At 68.9% G+C, this 25,609-nt stretch carries 19 protein-coding genes; 8 read left to right on the forward strand and 11 right to left on the reverse strand.

Going from position 1 to position 25,609, the window contains the following annotated elements:
* Window positions 1-15: 15 nt before the first annotated feature.
* A complete protein-coding gene (locus tag H5J31_RS05635) occupies window positions 16-1,266 on the reverse strand; it encodes a S8 family peptidase (RefSeq protein ID WP_181771382.1) in 1,251 nt (416 codons plus the stop codon).
* A gap of 259 nt (window positions 1,267-1,525) precedes the next feature.
* Here H5J31_RS05635 and H5J31_RS05640 point away from each other — a divergent pair, with 259 nt between their 5' ends.
* Window positions 1,526-2,515, forward strand: coding sequence for a hypothetical protein (locus H5J31_RS05640; protein WP_181771484.1), 990 nt, complete (start codon window positions 1,526-1,528; stop codon window positions 2,513-2,515).
* On the opposite strand, the gene H5J31_RS05645 is transcribed toward H5J31_RS05640, so the two are convergent.
* The gene (locus tag H5J31_RS05645; RefSeq protein WP_181771383.1) at window positions 2,512-4,146 is read right to left on the reverse strand and encodes an acyl-CoA synthetase; all 1,635 of its coding nucleotides are present in this window, start codon (window positions 4,144-4,146) and stop codon (window positions 2,512-2,514) included. The two genes, H5J31_RS05640 and H5J31_RS05645, sit on opposite strands and share 4 nt — an antisense overlap.
* A 155-nt stretch (window positions 4,147-4,301) precedes the next feature.
* Here H5J31_RS05645 and H5J31_RS05650 point away from each other — a divergent pair, with 155 nt between their 5' ends.
* A complete protein-coding gene (locus H5J31_RS05650) occupies window positions 4,302-6,002 on the forward strand; it encodes a bifunctional 3'-5' exonuclease/DNA polymerase (RefSeq protein WP_181771384.1) in 1,701 nt (566 codons plus the stop codon).
* Between the two features lie 99 nt (window positions 6,003-6,101).
* On the opposite strand, the gene hrpA is transcribed toward H5J31_RS05650, so the two are convergent.
* The 6 genes from hrpA to H5J31_RS05680 form a co-directional block, all read right to left on the reverse strand.
* The gene (gene hrpA / locus H5J31_RS05655) at window positions 6,102-9,935 is read right to left on the reverse strand and encodes an ATP-dependent RNA helicase HrpA (RefSeq protein ID WP_236004754.1); all 3,834 of its coding nucleotides are present in this window, start codon (window positions 9,933-9,935) and stop codon (window positions 6,102-6,104) included.
* A 191-nt stretch (window positions 9,936-10,126) separates the two neighbouring features.
* Window positions 10,127-11,290 carry a lactate 2-monooxygenase gene (locus tag H5J31_RS05660; RefSeq protein ID WP_181771386.1) on the reverse strand — a complete coding sequence of 388 codons (1,164 nt, stop codon included), beginning with the start codon at window positions 11,288-11,290 and terminating at the stop codon, window positions 10,127-10,129.
* A gap of 13 nt (window positions 11,291-11,303) precedes the next feature.
* Window positions 11,304-12,521: a cation:proton antiporter gene (locus H5J31_RS05665; protein WP_181771387.1), complete on the reverse strand. Its 1,218-nt coding sequence runs from the start codon at window positions 12,519-12,521 to the stop codon at window positions 11,304-11,306.
* Between the two features lie 40 nt (window positions 12,522-12,561).
* On the reverse strand, window positions 12,562-12,873 hold the full coding sequence (locus H5J31_RS05670) for a hypothetical protein (RefSeq protein ID WP_181771388.1): 312 nt from the start codon (window positions 12,871-12,873) through the stop codon (window positions 12,562-12,564).
* Window positions 12,874-12,922: 49 nt separating this feature from the next.
* Window positions 12,923-13,492 carry a GNAT family N-acetyltransferase gene (locus H5J31_RS05675; protein ID WP_181771389.1) on the reverse strand — a complete coding sequence of 190 codons (570 nt, stop codon included), beginning with the start codon at window positions 13,490-13,492 and terminating at the stop codon, window positions 12,923-12,925.
* Window positions 13,489-14,970 (reverse strand): APC family permease, encoded by a 1,482-nt coding sequence (locus tag H5J31_RS05680; RefSeq protein ID WP_181771390.1) that lies wholly within the window; start codon window positions 14,968-14,970, stop codon window positions 13,489-13,491. The genes H5J31_RS05675 and H5J31_RS05680 overlap by 4 nt, the downstream gene beginning before the upstream one ends.
* A 202-nt stretch (window positions 14,971-15,172) precedes the next feature.
* Here H5J31_RS05680 and H5J31_RS05685 point away from each other — a divergent pair, with 202 nt between their 5' ends.
* The 3 genes from H5J31_RS05685 (at window position 15,173) to H5J31_RS05695 (ending at window position 18,324) form a co-directional block, all read left to right on the forward strand.
* The gene (locus H5J31_RS05685) at window positions 15,173-15,814 is read left to right on the forward strand and encodes a GOLPH3/VPS74 family protein (protein ID WP_181771391.1); all 642 of its coding nucleotides are present in this window, start codon (window positions 15,173-15,175) and stop codon (window positions 15,812-15,814) included.
* A 20-nt stretch (window positions 15,815-15,834) separates the two neighbouring features.
* Window positions 15,835-17,001, forward strand: a complete 1,167-nt coding sequence (locus tag H5J31_RS05690; RefSeq protein WP_181771392.1) for a saccharopine dehydrogenase family protein — start codon at window positions 15,835-15,837, stop codon at window positions 16,999-17,001.
* A 471-nt stretch (window positions 17,002-17,472) separates the two neighbouring features.
* Window positions 17,473-18,324 (forward strand): chitosanase, encoded by an 852-nt coding sequence (locus H5J31_RS05695; RefSeq protein WP_181771393.1) that lies wholly within the window; start codon window positions 17,473-17,475, stop codon window positions 18,322-18,324.
* A gap of 75 nt (window positions 18,325-18,399) precedes the next feature.
* Here H5J31_RS05695 and H5J31_RS05700 read toward each other — a convergent pair whose 3' ends face one another.
* The 3 genes from H5J31_RS05700 to H5J31_RS05710 are packed head-to-tail and all read right to left on the reverse strand — an operon-like array spanning window position 18,400 to window position 20,585.
* Window positions 18,400-19,404, reverse strand: a complete 1,005-nt coding sequence (locus H5J31_RS05700; protein WP_181771394.1) for a PHP domain-containing protein — start codon at window positions 19,402-19,404, stop codon at window positions 18,400-18,402.
* 18 nt (window positions 19,405-19,422) lie between these two features.
* Window positions 19,423-19,926 carry a metallophosphoesterase family protein gene (locus H5J31_RS05705; RefSeq protein WP_181771395.1) on the reverse strand — a complete coding sequence of 168 codons (504 nt, stop codon included), beginning with the start codon at window positions 19,924-19,926 and terminating at the stop codon, window positions 19,423-19,425.
* A 2-nt stretch (window positions 19,927-19,928) separates the two neighbouring features.
* Window positions 19,929-20,585 carry a GntR family transcriptional regulator gene (locus tag H5J31_RS05710; protein ID WP_181771396.1) on the reverse strand — a complete coding sequence of 219 codons (657 nt, stop codon included), beginning with the start codon at window positions 20,583-20,585 and terminating at the stop codon, window positions 19,929-19,931.
* 34 nt (window positions 20,586-20,619) lie between these two features.
* On the opposite strand from H5J31_RS05710, the gene araD reads away from it, so the two are divergent.
* From araD to H5J31_RS05725, 3 genes are all read left to right on the forward strand, one after another.
* A complete protein-coding gene (gene araD / locus H5J31_RS05715; protein WP_181771397.1) occupies window positions 20,620-22,338 on the forward strand; it encodes an L-arabinonate dehydratase in 1,719 nt (572 codons plus the stop codon).
* A gap of 150 nt (window positions 22,339-22,488) precedes the next feature.
* Window positions 22,489-24,291 (forward strand): VanW family protein, encoded by a 1,803-nt coding sequence (locus tag H5J31_RS05720; RefSeq protein WP_181771398.1) that lies wholly within the window; start codon window positions 22,489-22,491, stop codon window positions 24,289-24,291.
* Window positions 24,292-24,372: 81 nt separating this feature from the next.
* Window positions 24,373-25,584, forward strand: coding sequence for an MFS transporter (locus tag H5J31_RS05725; RefSeq protein ID WP_181771399.1), 1,212 nt, complete (start codon window positions 24,373-24,375; stop codon window positions 25,582-25,584).
* The last annotated feature ends 25 nt before the right edge of the window (window positions 25,585-25,609 follow it).

A 25,609-nucleotide genomic window follows, 5' to 3' on the forward strand; every position in this document is an offset into this window, starting at 1 on the left:
TCTGGAGGGAGCGGGTTACTTCACCTGGAGCAGCTTGTTCGCGGTGCCCCCGGTCGGGTTGCTGATCTTGCCGTCGGCGGCCGCGGCGACCAGACCCTCGGCGACCTGGGCCGGAGTGGCGTCGGGGTTCGCCGCGAGGTACAGCGCGGCAGCGCCGGCGACGTGCGGCGAGGCCATCGAGGTACCGCTGATGGTGTTCGTGGCGTCGTCACCGGTGCCCCACGTGGACGTGATGTCGACACCCGGGGCGTACAGGTCCACGACCGAACCGTAGTTCGAGAAGCTGGCCTGCTTGTCGGTCTTGTCGCTGGCGGCCACCGTGATGGCCTCCTTGACGCGGGCCGGCGAGGTGGTGCCGGCGTCGGCGGACTCGTTGCCCGCCGCGAGCGCGAAGGTCACGCCCTTGCCGATGGCTCCCTTGACCGCCTCGTCCAGGGCGTCGTCCGCGCCACCACCCAGGCTCATGTTCGCGACCGACGGGGCCTTGGCGTTCGCCGCGACCCAGTCGACACCGGCGACGACACCTTCGGTGGTGCCGCTGCCGTTGGCGTCCAGAACGCGGACACCGACGATCTTCACGCCCTTGGCCAGGCCGTGGTCCGTGCCGCCGATGGTGCCGGCGACGTGCGTGCCGTGACCGTGCTCGTCGTTGGGGGTGTCGTCGTTGTCGACGAAGTCCTTGCCGCCGGTCGCGCGGTCACCGAAGTCCTTGTGCGAGCCGCGGACACCGGTGTCGATGACGTAGGCGGTGACGTTGTCGGCCTTCGTCGGGTACGTGTACTTGCTGTCGAGCGGGAGGTCCGCCTGGTCGACGCGGTCCAGGCCCCACGACGGCGGGTTGTCCTGGGTCTCGCTGATCTTGAACGTCTTGTTCTGGACGACGTAGGCGACCTGCGGGTCGGCGGCGAGCCGCTTCGCCGCGGCCTCGTCGGCCTTGATCGAGAAGCCGTTCAGGGCCGAGCCGTACGTCCGGGAGAGCGTGGTGCCGTACTCACCGGTGAGGCCCTGCGCCTTGGCGGCCACGTTCGCGGTGACCTCGCCCGCGGCGGCCACGCCCTGGCCGACGGCGGTGGGCTTGAGGACCACGATGTAACTGCCCGCGACAGTGTTGGCTTCACCCGCACCGCGGATCTGACCCTGCTGGTCGGCCTGCGCCGCTCCGGCGCCGAAGGTGGCGACCGCCGCGGTGACACCGGCGAGGGCGACTCCCGCCACCAGGCCGCTACGGGTCTTTCGGGACTTCAGGTTCTTCCGGGACTTGCTCACTGGTTCCCTTCCTGCCGCGCCGTGCGGATCACCCGGGAGGATGATCGTTGCTGGAGCCATGCAAACCGCCGCACAGGGTCGCGGGCAATGATTCACAGTTACCAGTACTAGGCCGAAAGGAGTAACGGCGCTCGTCCGGAAAGTCGTTTTCACCTGGCAGAAGGCGCCCCTGGAGTGTTACCCCAGACTGATAAAGTTATTCGTGTTGTTATCAACCGGGCAGGTCAAGAAACGGCAGGCGGGGGCGGTCGGACAGCATATGGTGGCGGGGAGCGCGACGGACCGAGTGAGCACGGACGATGAGGACCAGCCGCGTACCGCGTTCGCCACCGCGTTGCGGTCGGCGATAGCGACCAGCGGGCTCAGTCTCGACCGCATCCAAGCCCGGCTTCTCGCGCGGGGCGCGTCGGTCAGCGTGACCGCGCTGAGTTACTGGCAGTCGGGGAAACGACAACCGGAACGGCAGAGTTCGCTGTCCGCCGTCCGGGTGCTGGAGGAGGTACTGGCGGTGCCCGCCGGTTCGCTGCTCAGCCTGCTGCCGCCGCCGAGGCCGCGCGGGGCGTCGTCACGCCGCAGCCGCGCCACGACCGAACAGCCGCTGACCTTCCCGCTCGAAGCGCTCCAGGCGCTGCTGGAAAAGGTCGGCGCGCCCAACGCGCTCGAACAACACCATCAGCTGAAGCTGGTCGGCCTGCACGACCTGTGCGAGATCGCCGCGGACGGCGGACAACGCGCGGTGACCGCCCGGGCGGTGTTCCAGGCGGGCGCGGACGGACAGGATCGCTGGCTGCTGGTCTACGCGCAAGGTGACCCCGAGGCGGGCCCGCCCGTGTTGAACACGCTGCGCAACTGCCACGTCGGCCGCGCCGAAGTCGACGACGAGCACGGGCTCACGGTGGCCGAACTGCTCTTCGACCGGCCCATCGACCGCGGTGAGACTCACCTGATCGAGTACTCCCTGACGAACCCCGGCCCGCCGTACCCGGAATGCCGGAACACGCACTATCGCGAGTTCCGGCGCCCGGTGCGCGAGTACCTGCTGGAGATCCGGTTCGACCCGGACACCATTCCGACGAAATGCTGGCAGTACAGCGCACATGGGCCCTCGGCGGGAACAAGTGCCTCGGGCCTGAGTCAGGGCACGGCGCCGCTGGACCGCCGGGAGCTGAAGCTCGACCAGAACAACGGCGTCCACGCCGTCGCGCTCGACTTCGGTCCCGGGGTCTTCGGCATCGACTGGGAGTACTAGTGCAGCTTGTTGCGCAGCACCTTCCCGGTCGCGTTGCGCGGTAGTTCGTCGAGGAACTCCACGTCGCGCGGCACCTTGTACCGGGCGAGGTTGGCCTTGACGTACTCCCGCACCCCGTCGACGTCCAGATCCGACTTCTCGGCCCGCACGACGAACGCCTTCAGTCGTTGCCCGAACTCGGGGTCCTCCACGCCGATGACGGCCGCCTCGAGCACGTCCTCGCGCTCGACCAGGAGGTTTTCGACCTCGACCGGGAAGACGTTCTCGCCGCCGGAGACGATCATTTCGTCGTCGCGGCCGTCGATGAACAGCAGGCCGTCTTCGTCGAAATGCCCGACGTCACCGCTGGAGAGGAGACCGTCGATGATCTCCTTGTTCCGCCCGTCGGTGTAGCCCTGGAAGCTCAGGCCGCTGCCGACGAACACCCGGCCGGTGACGTGCGGCTCGGTGATCTTGCCGCCCTTCTCGTCGTACAGCGCGACCTTGCAGCCGACCGGCGCGCGGCCGACCGTGCCCGGCGCCTTCCGCCAGTCCTCGGGCGTCGCGACCGTGGCGACCGCGACCTCGGTGGAGCCGTAGAGGTTGTGCACGACGTCGCCGAACGCGGCCGTCGCACGGTTCCCGAGGTCCGGGGAGAGCGCGGACCCGGCGAGGAAGATGATCCGCAACGCCGACGTGTCGTACTTGGCGCGGACCTCTTCGGGCAGGTCGACGATCCGCTGCAGCATCGTGGGCACGAGCACCAGCGTGGTGCAGCCGTTCTCCGCGACCCCGCGCAGCGTCTCCTCCGGCGAGAACTTGCGCCGCATGACGACCTTCGAGCCGAGCGCGAAGGACAGGATGAACTGCGAAAGCCCGGTGCCGTGGAACAGCGGCGCGCCCATGTAGGTCGCCTCACCGGTCCGCAGCGGGATGCGGTCGAGGAACTGCGCCGACGCGAGCGCGGAGGTGTGCGGCCGCGGCGCACCCTTCGGCGTCCCGGTGGTTCCGCTGGTCAGAAGGATGAAGCCGCCCGGTTTCGCGGGTGCCGGCCACGGGCGGTCGTCGGTGCTGGCCACCAGTTCGGCGACGACCGGGATGTCCTCCTGGCGCGCGGTGCCCGAATCGACCCACGCGAGGTAGTGGTCGACCTCGCCTTCGACCGCGTCCAGCAGGTCCGTGAACTCCTGGTCGTAGACGAGTGCGGTGACGCCTTCGCGCTTCGCGACATCCGCGAGCTGCGGTTTGGCGAACCCGGTGTTCATCAGCAGCAGCTTGGCGCCGAGCTTGCCGGAGGCGAGCATCGTCAGCACGAGACCGCGGTGGTCACGGCACAGCGCGGCGATCACCGAACCCGGGCCGAGCCCGCGTTCCGCCCAGGCCCTGGCCAGCGCGTTCGACTGGGTGTCGAGCTGTTTGAAGGTCAGCGGGCCGAGCTCGTCGATGATGCCGGTCGCGGTCGGATCCCGGCGGGCGGCGATCATGGTCGCGCCGGCGAACGGGCCCCACTTCCGCACCATGACCAGCGAACGCAGACCTTCGTCGACCCGCGGGATCGGGAGCAGGCCCGCCTGGCGCATCACGTCGATGCTGCGCACGGTCTCGGTCACCTTGCCCGCCACCAAGGTGGCGAGGCCGGTGGGGTTTCTCATCCGGGCACCTCCGTTGCTGCTGCGGCGAGACGCCATGCCGCCGGCGTTCGCGTACCGGCGGTATGGGGTTGCTACTCGACAGTAGCCGACCGGTAGCCACGGCGCACTAGCCTGCTGATGACAGAAATGTCGTAGGGAACTAGCACAATGGCAACGTGCAAGCGATCGCAGGTCAAGAGGAAGATGGCGACTTCGCGATCTCGATTTCCGGGGAACCGCTGCGCAGTGGCCTGAAGCTCACGGAGTTCGTCGACTCGGTGCGCGTGGTGGAGGCGGAGCACTCGCCGCGCTGGGTGTTCCCGTCGGTCGAGCGGGCGTACCCGGCGTTGATCAAGGCCGGGGTCCGCGTCCGGCGTTGCCACGACCTCGCACTGACCGAGGGGCTGCTGCTGGCGCACGAGGGCCGCCCGAAGGAGTCACGGAGCCTGCGCGCGGCACTGGCCAGGGCGAACGGGCAGGAGGCGCCCGCCGACGAGGCCCCACTGTGGGCCGAGGACGACCAGCCGACCCTGTTCGAGACGCGCGGCCCCCGGTTGCCCGCCGGGGTGACCGTCGTCGAAGCCGCTCGCCGTGTACTGGCCGAACAGGAGAAGCGGGTCGCCCTCACGGAGCATCCGGAGCGACTTCGGCTGCTCTTCGCGGCGGAGTCGGCGAGCGCGCTGGCGGCCGCGGAGATGTCCTACGACGGACTGCCGTGGCGCGCCGACCTGCACCTGGAACTGCTCGCCGACCAGCTCGGCCCGCGCGTCCCGGCGGGCCACCGGCCGAAACGCCTGGTCGAACTCGCGGCGAAGATCAGCGACGCGTTCGGCGGCCGTCCGGTCAATCCGGACGCCCCGGCCAGCGTCGTGCGGGCGCTGGGCCGCGAAGGTATCGAGGTCGCTTCGGCCAGGAAGTACCTGCTACGCGACATCGACCACCCCGCCGTCCCGCCGCTGCTGGAGTACAAGGAACTCGCGCGGCTGCATTCGGCCAACGGCTGGACGTGGCTCGACGAGTGGGTGCACGACGGTCGCTTCCGCCCGCACTACATCGTCGGCGGCGTCGTCTCGGGGCGCTGGGCCAGCCGTGGTGGCGGCGCACTGCAGATCCCGAAGGTCCTGCGGACCTGCGTCCGCGCCGATCCGGGCTGGAAACTGGTGGTCGCCGACGCCGCTCAACTGGAACCGCGGGTGCTGACGGCGCTGTCCGGCGACCGCAAACTGGCCGAGGTCGCCGCGGCCACGGATCTCTACGCGAGCCTCGCGGAGGCGATGTTCTCCGGGGTCCGCCGCGTGCCGGTGCCCGCGTGGGACGACAGGGACGATCGCGACCGCGCGAAGATCGCGATGCTTTCGGCGATGTACGGTGGCACGTCCGGCGAGGCCGGGCCACTGCTGGCGTTGCTGCGCAACAGATTCCCGGACGCGGTGTCCTATGTGGAGCGTGCCGCGCAGGCCGGGGAACGCGGCGAGCGCGTCCGCTCCCGGCTGGGCCGGACCTCACCCGCGCCGTCGGAGGCCTGGCGCGCCCTGACCGGCGGCTTCACCGAGGACGAAGCGGCCGAGACCAAGGCACGGCAGGCGTCACGCGGCTGGGGCCGGTTCACCCGGAACTTCGTCGTGCAGGCGAGCGCGGCGGATATGACCGCGGTCCTGCTGGCGACCCTGCGCAGCCGGCTCCCCTCCCCCGCGCACCTGGTGTTCTTCCAGCACGACGAGGTCCTGGTGCACACCCCGGCCGAATTCGCCGACGAGGTATCGCAGTCCATTGTGGACAGTATGACGGAGGCGGCGCGGATGCTGTTCGGTGCCGCTTGCCCCGTGCGGTTCCCACTGCACATCGCCGCCGTGGACACCTACGCCGACGCGAAGTGAACGCAAGTAGAGGACTAATTGCGGAGCAGGTGGTGGCGCGGTACCGAGTGGGTCGGGTTGGTCGTGAGTGGCGTTTCGGGTTCTAACCCGAAACGCCACTCACGACCCGGCCGCGGCGTCGTCCAGGGCCTTGATGACCCGCTTCAGCGAGACCGGATGGGCCGTCCCGAGTGTCTGGGCGAAGAAGCTGACCCGCAGCTCCTCGATCATCCACCGGATGTCCCGCAGTGCCGGCGACGAGGTTCCGGGCGGTAGCGCGTCGAGCGCGGTCTTGTACTCGTTGCGAAGCCACGCGATGTCGCCGGTCCGCTGGATGTCGCGGGTCGGTTCGGTCGGGAGTTTCTCCAGCCGCCGCTCGATCCCGCGCAGGTACCGGACGACGTGCTTCAGCCGATCCTGGCCGGTCTCGGTGACGAAACCCTTGTGTACCAAGCCGTTCAGCTGCGACCGGATATCCGCGAGCGAATCCGCCGGGCCGCGGGTGTCGGCCAGCCGCGTCTCGACGTCGTTGGCCGCGCGCAGGATCTTCTCGACGTTCGTCAGGACGTCGAGCACTCCGGCGTTCAGCCCGGCGCGCACCTTCTCCAGCAGGACGGCGAATCCGGCCTCGTCCCAGCGCGGGCCGCCGTTCTCGGCGACGAGCTGGTCGACGGCGCAGTCGACGCAGTCTTCGAGCAGGGCCGCGACCGAACCGTGCGGGTTGCGGTTGAGGACGAGTTTCGACGAGTTGCCCAGGTTGCGGGTGATGAACTTCATCGGCGACGGCAGGTTGAGCCGCAGCATCCGCCGCGTACCCGCCCACATCGACTGTTCCTGCTGGCCGGGCGTGTCCAGCAGCCGCACGGCCACGGTCCCGCCCTCGTCGACGAGCGCCGGATACGCCTTGACGTCGTGCCCGCGCTGTTTGCTCGCGAACACCTTCGGCAGTTCGCCGAACGCGGGGGTGGTCAGGCCCTCACGCTCGATGCTGTCGGCGGCCTTCGAGATCGTCGCGCGCACCTGGCCGCTCAAGTCTCGTTTCAGCGCCTCGATGTCCTTGCCCTCGGACACCTTCTTGCCGCGGACGTCCACCACGCGGAACGTCATCTTCAGGTGTTCCGGGACCGCCGAAAGCTGCCAGGCGTCATCCGGGATCACCACGCCGCGCAGCGCTTCCAGCTCATCGGCGACGGCGTGCAGCAGCGGTCCGTCGGCCGGGCCGACCCGGGAAAGGACCAGCTTGGCGTGGTCCGGTGCAGGCACGAAGTTGCGCCGGATCGCCTTGGGCAGCGACTTGATCAGCTGCGTCACCAGTTCTTCGCGCAGGCCGGGGACCTGCCAGTCGAAGCCGTCCGCGGTCACCTGGTTCAGCACCGGCAGCGGGAGGTGCACGGTGACGCCGTCCGCGTCCGCGCCCGGCTCGAACTGGTACGTGAGTTTGAAGGTCTGCGTGCCCTGCGTCCAGAAATCGGGGTAGTCGGCCTCGCGCACGCCACCCGCGGTCTCGTTGATGAGCATCGTCTTCTCGAAGCTCAACAGGTCGGGCTCGGTGTGGCGGGCCTTCTTCCACCAGCTGTCGAAATGCCTCGCGGAGACGACGTCGGCAGGGACACGCTGCTCGTAGAACTCGAACAGCGTCTCGTCGTCGACCAGGATGTCGCGGCGGCGCGCCCGGTTCTCCAGGTCCTCGACCTCGTCGAGCAACGCGCGATTCTCGCGGAAGAAGTGGTGCCGGGTCTCCCAGTCGCCTTCCACCAGCGCGTGCCGGATGAACAGCTCGCGGCTCATCTCCGGGTCGATGCGGCCGTAGTTGACGCGGCGGTCGGCGACCAACGGGACGCCGTACAGGGTCACCTTCTCCAAGGCCATCACCGCGCCCTGTTTGCGTTCCCAGTGCGGCTCGGAGTAGTTCCGCTTCACCACGTGCCCGGCGAGCGGCTCGACCCATTCCGGCTCGATGCGCGCGTTGACCCGGCCCCACAGCCGCGAGGTCTCGACGAGCTCGGCCGACATCACGAACCGCGGCTGCTTCTTGAACAGAGCCGAGCCGGGGAACACCGAGAACCGCGCCCCGCGCGCGCCGAGGTAGTCGCCCTTGGCCGGGTCCTTGAGCCCGACGTGCGACAGCAGCCCGGCGATCAGCGCCGTGTGCACCCGTTGCGGGTCGGCCGCGTCGCCCGCGTTGAGCGTGATGCCGAGCGGTTTGGCCAGCTGACGCAGCTGACTGAAGATGTCCTGCCACTCGCGGATGCGCAGGTAGTTCAGGTACTCGTTGCGACACAACCGGCGGAACTGGTTGCTGGACAACGCCTTCTGCTGCTCGCTGACGTACTCCCACAGGTTCAGGTACGCCAGGAAGTCGGACGTCTTGTCGGCGAACCGCGCGTGCTGCTCGTCCGCCGCCTGCTGCTTCTCCGCGGGCCGCTCACGCGGGTCCTGAATGGACAGTGCGGCGGCGATGATCATCACTTCGCGCATGCAGCCGTTGCGCGAGGCCTCCAGCACCATCCGCGCCATCCGCGGGTCGACCGGGAGCAGCGCCAGTTTGCGGCCGGTCTCGGTGAGCTTCTTGCCGTCCGACATCTCGAAGGCGCCGAGTTCCTGCAGCAACTGGACACCGTCGGTGACCTGGCGGCGATCCGGCGGCTCCACGAACGGGAACGCCGCGATGTCGCCGAGGCCGAGCGACGTCATCTGCAGGATGACCGACGCGAGGTTGGTCCGCAGGATCTCCGGATCGGTGAACTCGGGCCGCGCGTCGAAGTCGTCTTCGGAGTACAGCCGGATACAGATACCGTCGGAGGTTCGTCCGCAGCGGCCCTTGCGCTGGTTCGCCGACGCCTGCGACACCGGCTCGATCGGCAGCCGCTGGACCTTGGTGCGATGGCTGTAGCGCGAGATCCGCGCGGTGCCGGGGTCGACGACGTACTTGATACCCGGCACGGTCAGCGACGTCTCGGCGACGTTCGTGGCGAGGACGACGCGGCGCCCGGTATGGCGCTGGAACACGCGATGCTGGTCCGACGACGAAAGCCGCGCGTACAGCGGCAGGATCTCGGTGTTCTTGAGGTCCTGTTTGGACAGTGCGTCCGCGGTGTCGCGGATCTCCCGCTCCCCGGAGAGGAACACCAGGATGTCGCCGGGTCCCTCGTACTGCAGTTCGTCGACGGCGTCGCAGATGGCCTGCGTCTGGTCCCGATCCTGGTCGGCGTCCGGGTCGTCGGGGTCGATGATCGGCCGGTAGCGGACCTCGACCGGATACGTCCGGCCGGAGACCTCGACGATCGGGGCGTCGTCGAAATGCTTGGAGAACCGCTCCGGGTCGATCGTCGCCGAGGTGATGATCACCTTGAGGTCGGGACGGCGCGGCAGAAGCTGTTTGACGTAGCCGAGGATGAAGTCGATGTTGAGGCTGCGCTCGTGCGCCTCGTCGATGATCAGCGTGTCGTACTGCCGCAGCATCCGGTCGGTCTGGATCTCGGCGAGCAGGATGCCGTCGGTCATCAGCTTGACCAGCGTGTCCTGACCGGACTGGTCGGTGAACCGGACCTTGTAGCCGACGGCCTCGCCGAGTTCGGTGTTCAGTTCCGAGGCGATGCGGTCGGCGACCGTGCGCGCGGCGAGCCGTCTCGGCTGCGTGTGCCCGATCTGGCCGCGGATACCGCGTCCGAGTTCGAGGCAGATCTTCGGCAGCTGGGTCGTCTTCCCGGATCCGGTCTCGCCCGCGACGATCACCACCTGGTGGTCGCGGATGGCGGCGGCGATCTCGTCCTTGCGCCGGCTGACCGGCAGCTCTTCGGGGTACGAGATCTTCGGGACGCCGTCGCGCCTGCGGGTGACCCGCAGTTCCGCGGCCTCGATGTCGGCCTCGATCTGCGCGGCGACGCTCTCGGCGTTCCGCGCTTTCCGGGCACCGTCGAGCCGGCGCCGGAGGCGGTGCTCGTCGCGCGACATGAGTTCGGGCAGGCGAGCGCGCAGGGCGCCGAGCGGGGAAGTTGTGGAAGCCATGACCGGCACCAGGATAGCCGTGCGTGACGATCAGGGCTTCCGAATATCCCCCACGTCACCGCCACCCCCCGCGTTCAGTCCTCTGGATGCGGTAGTCGGCGATACGAACTACCGCATCCAGAGGACTAGACGCTTAATCAGGAGCGCGTGAGGGAGCCCGGGGTGAGGTCGGCGAGGGTCCGGTGCCCGGACAGGCCCATGGTCAGGTCGAGGTCGGCGAGCAGGCTCCGCAGCACGTGCCGGACGCCGTCCTCCCCCGCGTGCGCGAGCCCGTACACCCACGGCCGGCCCACGAGCACGGCCTTCGCCCCGAGCGCGAGCGCCTTGGCGATGTCGGCGCCGGTGCGGATCCCGGAGTCGAACAGGATCTCGAGCCGGTCCCCGACCGCGGCGACGATCTCCGGGAGCATGTCGAGCGAACCGACGGCGCCGTCGACCTGGCGGCCGCCGTGGTTGGAGACGACGATCCCGTCCATTCCGGCCTCGACGGCGCGGCGCGCGTCGTCCGGATGCTGGATGCCCTTGAGCACGATCGGCCCGTCCCAGTGCTCACGCAGGAACGGGAGCCGGTCCCAGGTGCTGTCAGTGCCGGTGATCATCGAGATCCAGCGCAGGATCGCGGTGGGCGGGTCCTCTTCGGGCGACTTCTCGAGCAGGCCGCGGAACACCGGGTCGCTCAGCGGGACACCGAGCCCCACTCCCTTGATGAACGGCAGGTACGCGTGGTCGAGGTCGTTCGGGCGCCACGCCAGCGTCCACGTGTCGAGGGTGATGACGAGCGTCGTGAAGCCCGCGGCCTTCGCCCGGGCCAGGATGCTCGCGCAGACCTCGTTGTCCGTCGGCCAGTACAGCTGGAACCAGCGCGAGCCCTCGCCACTGGCCTCGGCGACGTCCTCGATGCTCGTCGAGGACGCCGTCGACATGATGTAGGGCAGGCCGACCGAGGTCGCCGCGCGAGCGGCCGCCGGTTCGGCGCCCTCGTGCACGATCGACTGGACGCCGACCGGCGCCAGCAGCACCGGCGCGGGCAGCGACGTCCCCAGCACGGTCGTCGACAGATCGCGTTCGGTCGACCCGGTGAGCATGCGGGGCACCAGGCGCCAGCGATCGAACGCCTCCCGGTTCGCGCGCGCGGTGGCGCCCGAACCGGCCGAGCCCGCGACGTACCAGAACGGCCCCGGCTCCAGGATCTCCCGCGCCGACTCCTCCAGCTTCGTGGCGTCGGTGGAGCACGGCGGGAGGATCCCGCCGAGCCCCTGCAGGTAGATCTCGTTCTGGTAGCCGCCGAACCGCTCTGTCACCCAGGCCTCCTCGTCACGTCGCCCGGGCCGGCTCTTCGCGGCCACGACGGGTCGAATCACCCCGGACGATACTCGCCGGTAGCAACCAGGCGAGTTTCTCCGAGCGGATGACCGCGACTGGACCGATCACGGCCAGCAGCAGGACGTAGCCCGCGACGAACGGCGCGACCCGCGAGTCCAGCCCGGCCGCGGTCGCCATCGCGGCGAGCACCAGCGAGAACTCGCCCCGGGTGAGCACGGTCAGCCCGATGTTCACCCCGGCCTGCCGGTCGAATCCGTGCAGCCGCGCGGCCAGCGCGCCCGCGCCCAGGTTCAGCACGATGGTCAGCGCCACCGCGATCAGCACCGGGACGACCACCGAGCCGACCGCGTTCGGGTCGATGCTGAGTCCGAAGATGAAGAAGAACAGCGCGCCGAACGCGTCCCGCAGCGGGAGCACCAGCTTGTGGATGCGTGGCGCGACCTTCGAACCGCCGAGCATCATGCCGACCATGAACGCGCCGATGGCGTCGGACACCCCGACCTCTTCGGCGACGGCGGCGCCCATGACGGCGACACCGACGAAGCAGACGGTCAGGAGTTCGTCGTCGGCCGAACCGAACAGTTTCGACACCACGCGGCCGCCCCAGCGGGCGAGCGCGGCCATCACGATCAGGAACGCGAACGCCTTGCCGAAGTCGGCCGCGGCCGAGCCGAACGTCCCGGCACCGGACAGCACCGGCTGCAGCAACGCCAGGTAGAGCGCGAGGAACAGGTCCTCGATCACGATGATGCCCATGATGAGCCGGGACTCGGGATTGTTCATCCGGCGTGCTTCGAGCAGGAGTTTCGTGACGATCGCCGACGACGAGATCCCGATGGCGCCGGCGATGACCAGCGCTTCCCGGGTGCCCCAGCCCAGCAGGAAGCCGAAGGCGAGCCCTCCGCCGATGTTCAGGATCAGGTAGATCAGCCCTGACCAGACGAGTTTGCGACCACCCTTGGCCAGGTCGTCGAGGGAGAACTCGAGGCCGAGGTAGAACAGGAGGAAGACGAGACCGAGCCCGGCGAGTACGCCGAGCTCACTCGGATCGTCCACAAGGGACAGTCCGGGGGTGTTGGGGCCGAAGACGAAACCGGCCAGCATGAACAGGGGGATGGTGGGCAGCCCGATGCGGGCGCCGGCTCTGGCGATCACACCGGCGGCGAGGAACGCCCCGCCTACGGCCAGCAGGGCATGACCGGAACTCATGGAGACCTCCGATGGTGGCTGATACGGGTCGAGGGCCGGATCAGCGCGGAGGCGCCCGCGCGGCGGCATGGGGCAGCGCGCGGGTGACGACGACGGGTTCGCCCTGTTCGGGAGCGGGCCCGGCGTCGGGGAGGTCGACGGTCGCCGTCTCGGCGGGGACGTCGGCGAGGGGAACGGCTTGGCCGCCGTGGAAGGCGGGCAGCGGATGGGTCGCGAAGACGGCGACCGGATCGTCCCCGGTAGCACCACCGTGCCCGTGGGGAACGGTGGGCGTGACGAAGGCGAAGACGAGCAAGATCAGCAAGAAGAAGACGGAACGGTGCCGTGGGGCGGGGGCACGGGTCGTCGTCATCTGCCCGCGACTTTACCAGTCCTTTATAGACAAATCGACGAGAGATCTGTCACGGGTCCCGCCACATCGGCCGCATCGGCGGCCCGTCCTCGGCGGCGAACACCGGGCCATGATCGCGAAAACCCAGTCGCCGGTACAGTTTCGCGCTGTCCGGCGAGCTGGCCTCCAGGTACGCGGGTGCGCCCTCGGCGCCACAGCGGTCGAGCCCGTGCCGCAGCAGCCTGGCACCGATCCCTTGCCGCTGCGCGTTCTTGCGAACGCCGATGAACTGCGCGTGGTGGTACTCGCCGCCGGGAGCACGCTCCGTCATCAGTGCGAACAACGCGCCGAGCCGCCCCAGTTCGACCTCGGTGAGCCCGGCGAAGACATCACCGTCCGGCTCGCCTTCCGCCTCGCCGGGGGTCCAGACGATCGCCGCCGAAAGATCACCGGTGACGTCGATATGGCCACCCGTGGCCCACGCCCCGAGCACGATCGCGCGATAGAAGATCGGCAGCGCCACCGCGCGGCGCTCGTCATCGGGGAAGGACCACACGCTGACGGGGTCGTCGTGGAAGGCCTCGGCCAGCACGTCGACCACAGTGTCCATTTCGGACTGTTCGGCGGGCCGGATGATCATCGGCCCCGCCTCAGGACCGCGGGTTCGCGTTCGTCCTCGTCGTCTTCGAGCGGGCCGCCGATCCCGGCGTAGGTCTCGGGATCCCGTGTCCGCAGCACTTCCGCGCGCAGGAAGCCCACCAGCGCGGCGAGGACCACGAGCCCGGGCAGTCCCCAGCGCAGCAGGAAGGTGCCCGCCGGCCCGAGCAGCACGTCGAAATTGAGCAGGATCAACGCGAGGACGGCCGACAGCGCGAGGATCGCCAGACTCGGCGCCATCCAGCGGCGCCAGGCGTTTTCGGCCTGACGGCGCCGTTTGAAAAAGCCGATCACCGAAAGCGAGACGGCGATCATGATCACCACGGCACCCATCGACGCCGTCGCACCGAGCCAGGTGAACAGTTCGGTCACCGGATCGCGCCCGGCGATCGCGAACGCGGACACCACCACGAAGGCGAGCGCGGTCTGCGTGAGCGAACCCGCCGACGGCGCCCCGGTGCGCTTGCTCGTCTTGGCGAGCGAACGCGGCAGCAGGCCCTCGCGGCCGAGCGCGAAGAAGTACCGCGCGACGGCGTTGTGGAAACTCAGCAGCGCCGCGCATTGACCGGTCACGAAAAGCGTGTAGGCGATGTCGGAGAACGTGCCGCCGAGATGTTCGCCCGCCAGATCGAACAGCAGATCCGGTCCGTGGGCGGACGCGGTGGTGACGATCGCGTCGGGTCCGGTGCCGACGGCGAGCGCGAGCGAGGACACGACATAGAGGACCGCGGTGAGACCGATCGCCGCGAACGTCGCCCGGCCGACCGTACGGCTGGGTTCACGCGTCTCCTCGCCGTAGGTCGCCGCGCCCTCGAAGCCGATGAACGCCGCGGCGGAGAACGCGAACACCGCGCCCACCCCGGTCGTGAACAGGCTCGACGGCTCCAACGGCACCCAGGAAACGCCGCCTCCGGCCGGATTCGTGAACAACGCGATGTCGACCACGGTGATGATGGCGACCTCGAGACACAACGCCACCCCGAGCACCTTGGCGTTGAGGTCGACCCTCAACACGCCGAGCATGCCGACGATCACCACCATCACCAAGGAGCACAGCCACCACGGCGGCGGTGAACCGGTGAGCGTGCCCAGCCAGGTCGACACCGACCAGCCGAACAGGCCGTAGATGCTGGTCTGAATGGCGTTGTAGGTGATCAGCGTGACGAACGCGATCCCGGCGCCGGTGGATTTACCGACCCCGTTGGCGACGTACGGGTAGAAGGCACCCGCGTTGGTGATGTAGCGGCTCATCGCCGCATACCCGACCGCGAACAGGCCCAGGATCGGGGCGAGCAGGAGGAACGACAACGGCACACCGACACTGCCGGTGACCGCGTAGTTCGTCGGGACCCCGCCCGCGATGGCGAACAGCGGACCCGCCGCCGCCACCACGAAGAAGACGATCTGGGCGGCCCCGAGCCGCCGATGGCCGAGACCGCGTCGCGGTCTGTGCGTACCCATTGATCCGTCCCCCCGGACGTCGAAATCGTGGTGAACACGGTCGGTTCGTGCTCTTGATCTTGAGAAGCCATCCCACCCTAGGGCCGGACAACCCGGCGAGGTACGTCCGTTCAGGCTAAAAACGGACCTCGGGTCGCAGTGGTACACCCGGTACCGCTACTTTGGCCGTCCCGCACTTTCAACGCCGGAGGGCGTGCCATTCATGCGTCGGCTGACCTTGGTCGATTCCCTGTTCTTCCTCGCCCACGACGAGTTCACCGGAAAACCCGCGCTGCGCCGCACGGGACTGGGCATCGGAATGGCCGGTTCCGCGCTCTGCGATCTCCTCCTCGCCGAGCGGATCACCGTGGAACGCAAGCGAATCCGGCCGCTGTCCCGCCGCCGGATCGGTCATCCCGTGCTGGATCGCGCGTTCTCGGAAATCCTCGGCGAGCGCGAGTGGCACACCGTCCGGGAATGGGTCGACCATCTCCGTCAGGACATCGGGGAAACGGTAGCGAACAATCTGCTCGACGCGGGGGTGATCAACCGCGAGACCGATCGGGGTCTCATGCGGAAAATTCACCGCTACCCACCTCGGGATCTGCTGATGTCGACCGCCGCGCGCAGCAAGGCCAGGGCCGCCGTACTCGGCACCGAACGGCCGGATCCGCATTCGGTCTGCCTGGCCTTACTGGCCTGGACCATCGGTCTCGACGACCTCTGTGAGCCCGAACTCGACCGCGCCGCGCTGCGGGACTGGGCCGAAGCGACCCACCGTGACCTCCCGAGGTCGCTGGCCGACCTGATCTCGGGGATCGACGCGGTGGGCGCCGCCGTCGTCTACACCGGCGACCGGCACTGACCGGCGGTAGCCTGGGCGCCATGTCCACTGAGCGTGACCACGACGTCGTCCTGTTCGGGGCCACCGGGTTCACCGGTGGCCTGACCGCGGAATACCTCGCCCGCACCGCGCCTCCCGGCCTGCGCTGGGCCTTGGCCGGACGCGACCGGCGCAAGCTGGAAACGCTGCGTGAGAAGCTTTCCTCGATCGACGAAAACCTGGCCACACTGCCCTTGCTGCGGGCCGATGTCTCCGATGTGGACTCTCTGCGGAAGGTCGCGGAGTCCACGAAGGTCGTCGCCACGACCGTCGGCCCGTACATCCACTACGGCGAACCACTGGTCGCCGCGTGCGCCGAAGCCGGGACCGACTACGCCGATCTGTGCGGCGAGCCCGAGTTCGTCGACCGGATGTACCTCGCCCACCACGCCCGCGCGGCCGAGACCGGCGCCCGGCTGGTGCACGCGTGCGGATTCGACTCGATCCCGCACGATCTCGGCGCACTGTTCACGGTTTCCCAGCTACCACAAGGGAAACCAATCGAGATCGACGGGTACGTACGGGCGGGCGGGATGCCGTCGGGCGGCACCTTCCTTTCGGCACTGACCGCGTTTTCCCGGATGCCTTCCAGTCTTCGCGCCGCGCGGGAACGCTCGTCGGCCGAGCCGCGTCCTGAGGGCCGTCGCGCACGAGCCCCGATCGGCACGCCGCACCGCAACCCGGACGGCTTCTGGGCCGTGCCGCTGCCGACGATCGACCCGATGATCGTCGCACGCTCCGCCGCCGCACTGGAGAACTACGGTCCCGACTTCACCTACCGGCATTTCGCGGCCATCAAACGACTTCCGGTGGTCGCCGCCGGTGCTGCCGGGATGGGCCTCGTCTTCGCCGCCGCCCAGATCCCGCCGGCGCGCCGGGCGTTGTCGAACCTCCTGAAGCCCGGCGCCGGGCCGGACGAGCAGCGGCGGGCGCGCTCGTGGTTCTCCGTGCGGTTCCATGCCGAAAGCGGCGGCGAGCGCGTGGTGACCGAGGTTTCCGGCGGCGACCCCGGCTACGGCGAGACCGCGAAGATGCTCGCCGAGTCCGCGATGTGCCTGGCGCTGGACGACCTGCCGAAGGTCGCCGGCCAGGTGACCACGGCGACCGCGATGGGGCAACCGCTGATTGACCGGCTCAGCGGCGCCGGCCTGCGGTTCAGCGTCCTGTAGCCGCCCCGCGGGGCCCTGAGCCCGACGTCTCAGCCTCCCCTCGCGTGCCTGGACACCGAACTCGCGTGCTTGAGCGCCGAACTCGCGTGTCTGGATGGCGCACTCGCGTGATCAGACGGACGACACACGTGATTGAGCGGCGCACTCGCGTGATCAGACGGACGCCACGATGCGGGCCTCGGTCTCGACGCGTCGTCCATCCAATCACGCGCGTCGTCCGGCTGATCACGTGAGTCGTCCGGCTGATCACGTGAGTGCGCCTTCCAAGCACGCGTGATCGCCGTTCAAGCACGCGTGGCGCGGGGAATCACGGGGAGCCGGCCCGCCACAAGGTCCTTTCGTCGGTGATCGCGTCGCGACTTTTCGCGGTCGCGGGTCTTGTGGCGCGCATTCACTCGTGGTTATCGTGTGGCCACGCCGCAGTTACACCTGACAGAAGATGACAATTCTCTGTGGAAAGGGACACCTTTCATGAGTAACGCCCTGCGGCCCGCGATGCGCCGCGCTCTCGGCGCGGTCTCCGTCCTCGCTCTCGCCGTTTCCGGCCCTGTCGCGATCTCTTCACTCGCCTCCGCCGAACCGGTTCCGGCGAGCGCCTCGATCTTCGCCTCCGGTGGCGATCTCGCCTCGCCGGAGAAGAAGGAGATCGCGATGCAGATCGTCTCCAGCGCGGAAAACTCTTCGCTGGACTGGAAAGCGCAGTATCAGTACATCGAGGACATCGGCGACGGACGCGGGTACACCGCCGGCATCATCGGGTTCTGTTCCGGCACCGGCGACATGCTCGAACTCGTCGAGCGCTACACGAACTCCGTCCCGGACAACCCGCTCGCGGAATACCTCCCCGCCCTGCGCGCGGTCGACGGCTCCGATTCGCACGAAGGCCTCGGCAGCGGTTTCGAAAACGCGTGGCGTGAGGCGGCGGCCCAGTCCGACTTCCAGGCCGCGCAGAACGGCGAACGCGACCGCGTCTATTTCGATCCCTCGGTGAACCAGGCGAAATCGGACGGTCTGGGCGCACTGGGACAATTCATCTATTACGACGCCATCGTGATGCATGGCCCGGGCACCAGTTCGGACAGCTTCGGCGGCATCCGCTCCACCGCGATCGGCAAGGCGAAGCCGCCGTCGCAGGGCGGTGACGAGAAGACGTACCTCACGGCGTTCCTCGACGCGCGGCGCGTGATCATGAAGCAGGAAGAGGCGCACGCGGACACCTCCCGGATCGACACCGCGCAGCTCGTGTGGCTCAACGAGGGCAACCTCGACCTGCACACGCCGCTGAAGTGGAAGGTCTACGGCGACCCGTTCGAGATCGACTGACCGAACGCCCGTCCCGAGACCGCAACTAGAGGACTAAATGCGGTAGTTCGCGCTCGAACTACCGCAACCAGAGGACTAGTTGCGGTCTCGGCCCGAGGCGAGCAGGTCTTCGGCGGTCCGCGTGTTGATCACCCGGTCCGGTTCGATCCCCATCTCCATGGCCCGCACGCAGCCGTACACCAGCCAGTCCAGCTGCCCCGGCGCGTGCGCGTCGCTGTCGATGGCGAAGTCGCAGCCCAGGTCCACGGCCAGGTTCAGCAGCCGTGTCGGCGGGTCCCGGCGTTCGGGGCGCGAGTTGATCTCGACGGCGACCCCGTTGTCCCGGCAGGCGGTGAACACGGCCTCCGCGTCGAACTCCGACTCGGGCCGCTTCCGCGCCCCCATCACGAGCCGACCGGTGCAGTGCCCCAGCACCCGGACGCGCGGATGCTGCACGGCGGCGAGCATGCGTGGCGTCATCTCCTTCGCGGGCATCCGCAGTTTCGAATGCACGCTCGCTACGACGAAGTCCAACTGTGCCAGCAGGTCTTCCTCTTGGTCGAGGGTGCCGTCGAGGTGGATGTCGACCTCGATGCCGTGCAGGATCCGGAACGGCGCCATCGTCTCGTTCAGTTCGGCGACGACGTCCATCTGCCGCCGCAGCCGCTCGGGCGAGAGCCCGTTGGCGACGGTCAGGCGGGGCGAGTGATCGGTCAGCACCATCCATTCGTGCCCGAGCGCGCGGGCGGCCTCGGCCATCTCCTCGATGGGGCTGCCGCCGTCGGACCAGTCCGAATGGGTGTGGCAGTCGCCGCGCAGCGCCGCACGCATCGGACCGCCGTCGGGCAGCTTCGGTTCGCCGATCTTCTCGAAGTACGCGGGACGGCGTCCGGCGAGCACGTCCTCGACGACGGCCGCGGTCGCCTTGCCGATGTTCGGCAACGCGGTGAGCGTCCCGGCTTCGGCGCGTTTGCGCAGGTCGTCGGGCTTGACCTTGGCGATCACCGAGGCCGCCTGCCGGAAGGCCCGCACCCGGTAACTCGGCTCGCCCGCGCGCTCCAGCCGGAACGCGATCTCCCTCAACGCCTGCGCCGGTTCCATGGCTACCTGTCTACCCCGTCAGCGGCGTGAGGGCAGCTCATGCAGAGCGACATCGCGCAACTCACCGTCGCGGATCTCGGCGGTCTGATACGTGCAGAACGGCTGCCGCCGCCGGTCCGTCGGCGAGCCGGGGTTCAGCAGCCGCAGGCCCCTCGGCGTGACCGTGTCCCAGGGGATGTGGCTGTGCCCGAACACGAGGACGTCGGTTTCGGGGAAGAGCTCGTCGCAACGTCGCTCGCGCCCCTGTTTGCCGCCGGTCTCGTGGATGACGGCGAGCCGGACGCCGTCGAGTTCCGCCCGCGCGATCTCGGGCAGCCGCGAGCGCAGATCCGGGCCGTCGTTGTTGCCGTGGACGCCGATCAGCCGACGGCTCCGGCTTTCGAGTTCGTCAAGGAGAGCGGCCTCGACCCAGTCGCCGGCGTGGACGACGACGTCCGCCGCCTCGACCTCGCGCCAGACCTGATCCGGCATCGCTTTCGCGCGCAGCGGCAGATGGGTGTCGGCGATCAGCAGCAGGCGCATCGCTACTCCCCGATGGCGTCGAGGATCCGGTCGAGGAAGTCCCCGATATGCGCTCGCAGCAACCCGGCCGCACCGTCGGCGTCGCCTTTCTTCGCCGCCGCGAGCACCGCCTTGTGCTCGTTCCACTCCTTGCGCCAGCTGGGATTCGCCTCCCACCCGACGACGCTGATCAGCGCGGCGCGGTCTTTGAGCCCGTCGAGCATCGAGACCATCAGCGGGTTGCCGCAGCCACTGTAGAGCGCACGGTGGAAACGCCGGTTGAGCAGGCTGAGCGCGGCCTGATCCTTGTCCGCGATCGCCGCCGACGCCTCCTTCAGCGCCTCAGCGGCGTCTTCGAGCAGGTCCGGCGAGCGGCGTTCCACCGACCGGCGCACGGCTTCGGGCTCCAGCACCATACGGATGTCGTAGACCGACTTCGCCAGTTCCGCGTCCACCACGCAGACCGACGCGCCCTTGTACGGGCTGAAGGTCACGAGCCCCGAGTTCGACAGCACTTTGAGCGCTTCGCGGACCGGCGTCTTCGACACTCCGAGCCGCGCCGCGAGTTCGGCCTCCACCAGTGGCTGGCCGGGCTTCAGCTCACGAGTGAGGATGCCGCGGCGGATCTCCTCGAGTACCACTTCGGTACGCGAGGCGGGAAGACTGAACGTCGATGCCATGAGCAGATCATATATGAGATGCCATACTCGGGTCATGAAAACCCCTGAGGAGCTCCGCAGCCACCGCTGGTTCGGCGGCGACGAACTGCGCGGGTTCAGCCACCGGGCACGCAGCAGGCAACTCGGCTACAACCCGGAAGAGCACCTCGGGAAGCCCGTCATCGCGATCCTCAACACCTGGAGCGACATCAATCCCTGCCATATGCATCTGCGCGAGCGCGCGGAGCAGGTCAAGCGCGGGGTGTGGCAGGCGGGCGGTTTCCCGCTGGAATTCCCGGTCGCGACGCTGTCGGAGACCTTCCAGAAACCGACGCCGATGTTGTACCGCAACATGTTGTCGATGGAGGCCGAAGAGATCCTGCGGTCCTATCCGGTCGACGGCGCCGTCCTCATGGGCGGCTGTGACAAGACGACGCCGGCGTTGCTGATGGGCGCGGCGAGCGCGGGACTGCCCGCCATCTTCGTGCCCGCCGGGCCGATGTTGCGCGGCCACTGGCGCGACGAGGTACTCGGCAGCGGCACCGACATGTGGAAGTACTGGGACGACAAGCGGGCCGGGCTGATCGGCGACGAGGAACTGTCCGAATTGGAGCGTGGGCTCGCCCGCTCCCCCGGTACCTGTATGACGATGGGCACCGCCTCGACGATGATGTCGGTCGCCGAAGTGCTCGGGCTGACCCTGCCCGGCGCGGCGTCGATCCCCGCCGTCGATTCGGCGCACCACCGGATGGCCTCGGCGAGCGGCGCGCGCGTCGTGGGCATGGTGTGGGAGGACCTCACGATCACGAAGATCCTCGACAAGCGCGCGTACGCCGACGCGATCACCACCGTCCTCGCGCTCGGCGGCTCCACCAACGCGGTCATCCACCTGATCGCGATGGCAGGCCGCGGGCAGATCCCCTTGTCCGTCGACGATTTCGACGCGATCGCGCGGCGGGTCCCGGTACTGGCGGACATCCGGCCCGGCGGGGCTTGGCTGATGGAGGACTTCTATTACGCGGGCGGGCTTCCCGGTCTGCTCTCCCGGCTGGAAGACCTGCTGCACACCGATCGCGTCACCGTCACCGGCAGAACCCTCGGCGAGACACTCGAAACCGCTCGCGTACACAACGACGACGTAATCCGCACGCGCGAAAACCCTGTCGCCACCGAAGGAGGCGTCGCGGTGCTGCGCGGCAATCTCGCGCCTTCGGGAGCGGTGATCAAGCACATCGCGGCGGAACCCCGTCTGCTCGTCCACACCGGGCCCGCCGTGGTCTTCGACGACTACAAGGACCTGAAGAAGCGCATCAACGACCCCGCGCTCGACATCACCGAGGATTCCGTACTGGTACTGCGTGGTTCGGGTCCGCTCGGCGGCCCCGGCATGCCCGAGTACGGCATGCTGCCGATCCCCGATCACCTGCTGGCCAAGGGAGTCCGCGACATGGTCCGCGTTTCCGACGCCCGCATGAGCGGCACGAGCTACGGCGCCTGCGTCCTGCACGTCGCACCGGAATCCCACGTCGGCGGACCGCTCGCCCTGGTCCGCGACGGTGATCCGATCACTTTGGACGTCCCTTCACGACGGCTCACCCTCGACGTCGATGATGCCGAATTGCAACGCCGCCGGGCACAGTGGACGAAGCCCGTCCCGCGCCACGAACGGGGTTACGGCGCGTTGTACTCCGAACACATCACGCAAGCCGACCAGGGCTGTGACTTCGACTTTCTCGCCAGAGCCGGTGAAAACCCGGAACCTGACGCGCAGTGACCACCTGACGGAGTGACCCGCTCACCCGACCGGGCGAGTTGCAGGCCCACAAAACGCGCCCCGTATCTTGAAGGTACGTCCGGAACGTGTGGAAGGCCCGGATGTTCGATCACGACGTCCGGCCCCCACCGGACCGTGGAGGGTGGAGAGTTGCCGCAGGAACCGCGCTGGCCCGAGTCCCATGCAGAGCAGACGGACATTCTCCCGGTCATCACGCCCGGGTTCGCGGAGTCTGCCACGCCTGAGGAGCCCGCGCCACCGAAGCGCCGACGCAGCTACCGCAAGGCCGCCTTCATCGGCGGCGGCGTGTTCGGCCTGCTGGTCGCCGTGTACGCCGTCGACGTGCTGGTCTCCCAGGGCAGCGTCCCCCGCGGCGTCACCGTCGCCGGGGTCGATGTCGGCGGGATGGACCGCGCCGCGGCCGAGAAGGAGCTCCGGGGCGGCATCGAGCCGCGGCTGACCCGGCCGGTCAAGGTCGTCGCGGGTGACGTCGAAGAGTCGCTGGCGCCGAACAAGGCAGGTCTGACCCTCGACTGGCCCGCCACCCTCGACCAGGCGGGCGACCAGCCGCTGAACCCGTTCACGCGGATCGCGTCGCTCTTCTCCACCACCGAGGTCGGCGTCGTCACGCACACCGAGGACGAGAAGCTCGGATCCGCGCTGGAGGGCCTGCGCGACAAGATCGACCGCGAACCGGTCGAAGGCACCATCCGCTTCGAAGAGGCCAAGCCGGTCGCCGTCGAGCCGAAGACCGGGCAGAAGCTCGACGTCGAGGCCGCCAAGCAGACCATCCTCGACCGCTGGGCCTCCGGCGAACCGCTCACGCTCGCGATCACCCAGACCCCGGTCAAGGTGTCGCCGGAAGCCGTCCACGCCGCCCTCGAACAGTTCGCCAAACCCGCCGTGGCGGCGCCGCTGGTGATCAAGGGCGAGGGCAAGGACGCCATCGTCAAACCCGACGCCATCGCGGGTGCGCTGACCTTCGAGCCCGCCGACGGCGGCGTGCTGAACCCGAAGGTGGACAACAACAAGATCATCGAAGCCGCGGGTCCGCAGCTGAAGTCCACCGAGAAGGAGGGCAAGGACGCGCAGATCGTCTTCGAAGGCGGCAAGCCGACCGTCCAGCCCTCCGAGGACGCCAACGTCGTGGACTGGGAGCCGAGCCTCAAGCCGATCCTCGACGTCCTCAAGGTCACCGGCGCCCGCGAGCTGCCGGTGACCTACAAGAAGACCCCGGCCAAGGTGACCACCGAGCAGGCGAACCAGCTCGGTATCAAGGAGGTCGTCAGCGAGTTCAAGACCGGCGGCTTCGCCCCGGACTCGGGGACGAACATCCGCGTCGTGGCGCAGAAGGTCAACGGCGCCATCGTGAAGCCGAACGAGACGTTCAGCCTCAACGGGTTCACCGGGCCGCGAGGTGCGGCGCAGGGCTACGTCGAGGCCGGTGTCATCAAGGACGGCGCGCCCGGCCGCGAGGTCGGCGGCGGGATCTCGCAGTTCGCGACCACTCTGTACAACGCGTCGTACTTCGCCGGGATGAAGGACACCGAGCACAAGGAACACAGCTACTACATCAGTCGCTACCCCGCCGCGCGCGAAGCGACCGTGTTCCAGAACCACAACGGCGGCAGCGTGATCGACCTGAAGTTCACCAACGACGGTGACACCGGGGTCGCGATCCAGACCATCTGGTCGCCGTCGGACATCACGATCCGGCTCTGGGGCACCAAGAAGTACACCGTCGAGTCGATTCCGGGCGGCCGCTCCAACCCGGCCGACCCGCCGACGAAGCCCGGCCCCGCCGAGAACTGCAAGCCCAGTAACGGCGCCCCCGGCTTCACCACCTCGGACACCCGGGTCATCAAGGACGCCGCGACCGGTCGCGAGGTCCGGCGCCACACCCGCAACGTGCATTACAACCCGCAGCCGAAGATCACCTGCGGTACGGAGTAATTTTCACCCGGACGCGTTCACCTAGCGCGTCCGGGGCGGTACGCTGAGTGGCCGACCCGACCGAACGGGGGTGGCCACCTCGTGACCTCGACGGCGACCTTCCGGCAGATCTTCGCGGTCGGTGAACTGCGGGCGATCTGGTTCGCGGAACTCCAGTCGATCCTCGGCGACCAGGTGGCCAGGGTCGCCCTGTCGGTCCTGGTGTTCGAAAGGACCCGGTCGGCGACCTGGCCCGCGCTGACCTACGCCCTCACGTACCTGCCCGATCTGATCGGCGGGCCGCTGCTCGGTGGCCTGGCCGACCGGTTCCCGCGCCGCGCGGTGATGGTCTGTTCCGACGTCGTCCGGGCACTCCTGGTCGCGGTGCTCGCGATCCCCGGCATCCCACTGCCCGTCCTCGCCGCCGTGCTGGTGGTGGTGCAGCTGGCCAACGCGCCGTTCACCGCCGCGCAGGCCGCGGTCCTGCCGTCGGTGCTGAGCGGGGACCAGTACGTGCTCGGCCAGTCGTTGCTGAAGATCACCAACCAGATCGGCCAGCTGGCCGGATTCGCGTTGGGCGGCGCGGTGATCGCCACCGTCGGGACCGGCCGCGGTCTCGCCCTCGACGCGGTGACGTTCGGGATCTCCGCGATCGTCCTGCGGCTCGGCGTCCGCGCCCGGCCCGCGACGGGAGCCGACGGGCCCGCGACGTCGACGATGCGGCGGCTTTCGGCGGGTGCCCGCACGATCTGGCGTGACCGGCGGCTGCGGGCGCTGGTCGGCCTGGCGTGGCTGGCGGGATTCGTGATCGTGCCGGAGGGGCTGGCCGTGCCCTACGCCGCGGAGATCGGCGGCGGGGCGGTGACGGCGGGACTGCTGCTCGCGGCGCATCCGGCCGGAATCGTGCTCGGGGTGTTCGTCCTCGGCCGTCTCGTGCGGCCCGAAGTGCGGTTGAAGCTGGTCGGCGCGCTGGCACTCGGCGCGATCGTGCCGCTCGCGGCGTTCTGGTTCCGGCCATCGCTGCCCTACGCCGCCGGACTGCTCGTGCTGTCCGGGATGTGCGCGGCCTACCAGGTCACCGCGAGCACCACGTTCATGCGGCTGGTACCCGACACCGAACGAGGCCAGGCCTTCGGCCTCGCCGGGTCGGGACTCATCGCCGTGCAGGGAATCGGGCTGATCGCCGGCGGCCTGCTCGTCGGCGTACTCGGTTCACCCGCGACGACGGTCTCGGTCATCGCACTCGCCGGTCTCGTAGTGGCTGTTCCGGCCACCCGGGCTTGGCGCCACGTGGCCCCGCTTCACCCCCTTTGACCGGAACCGGGTATTCACCAGTTCT

The organism is Amycolatopsis pittospori (genome assembly GCF_013870525.1).
In the GTDB taxonomy this organism is placed as follows: Bacteria; Actinomycetota; Actinomycetes; order Mycobacteriales; family Pseudonocardiaceae; genus Amycolatopsis; species Amycolatopsis pittospori.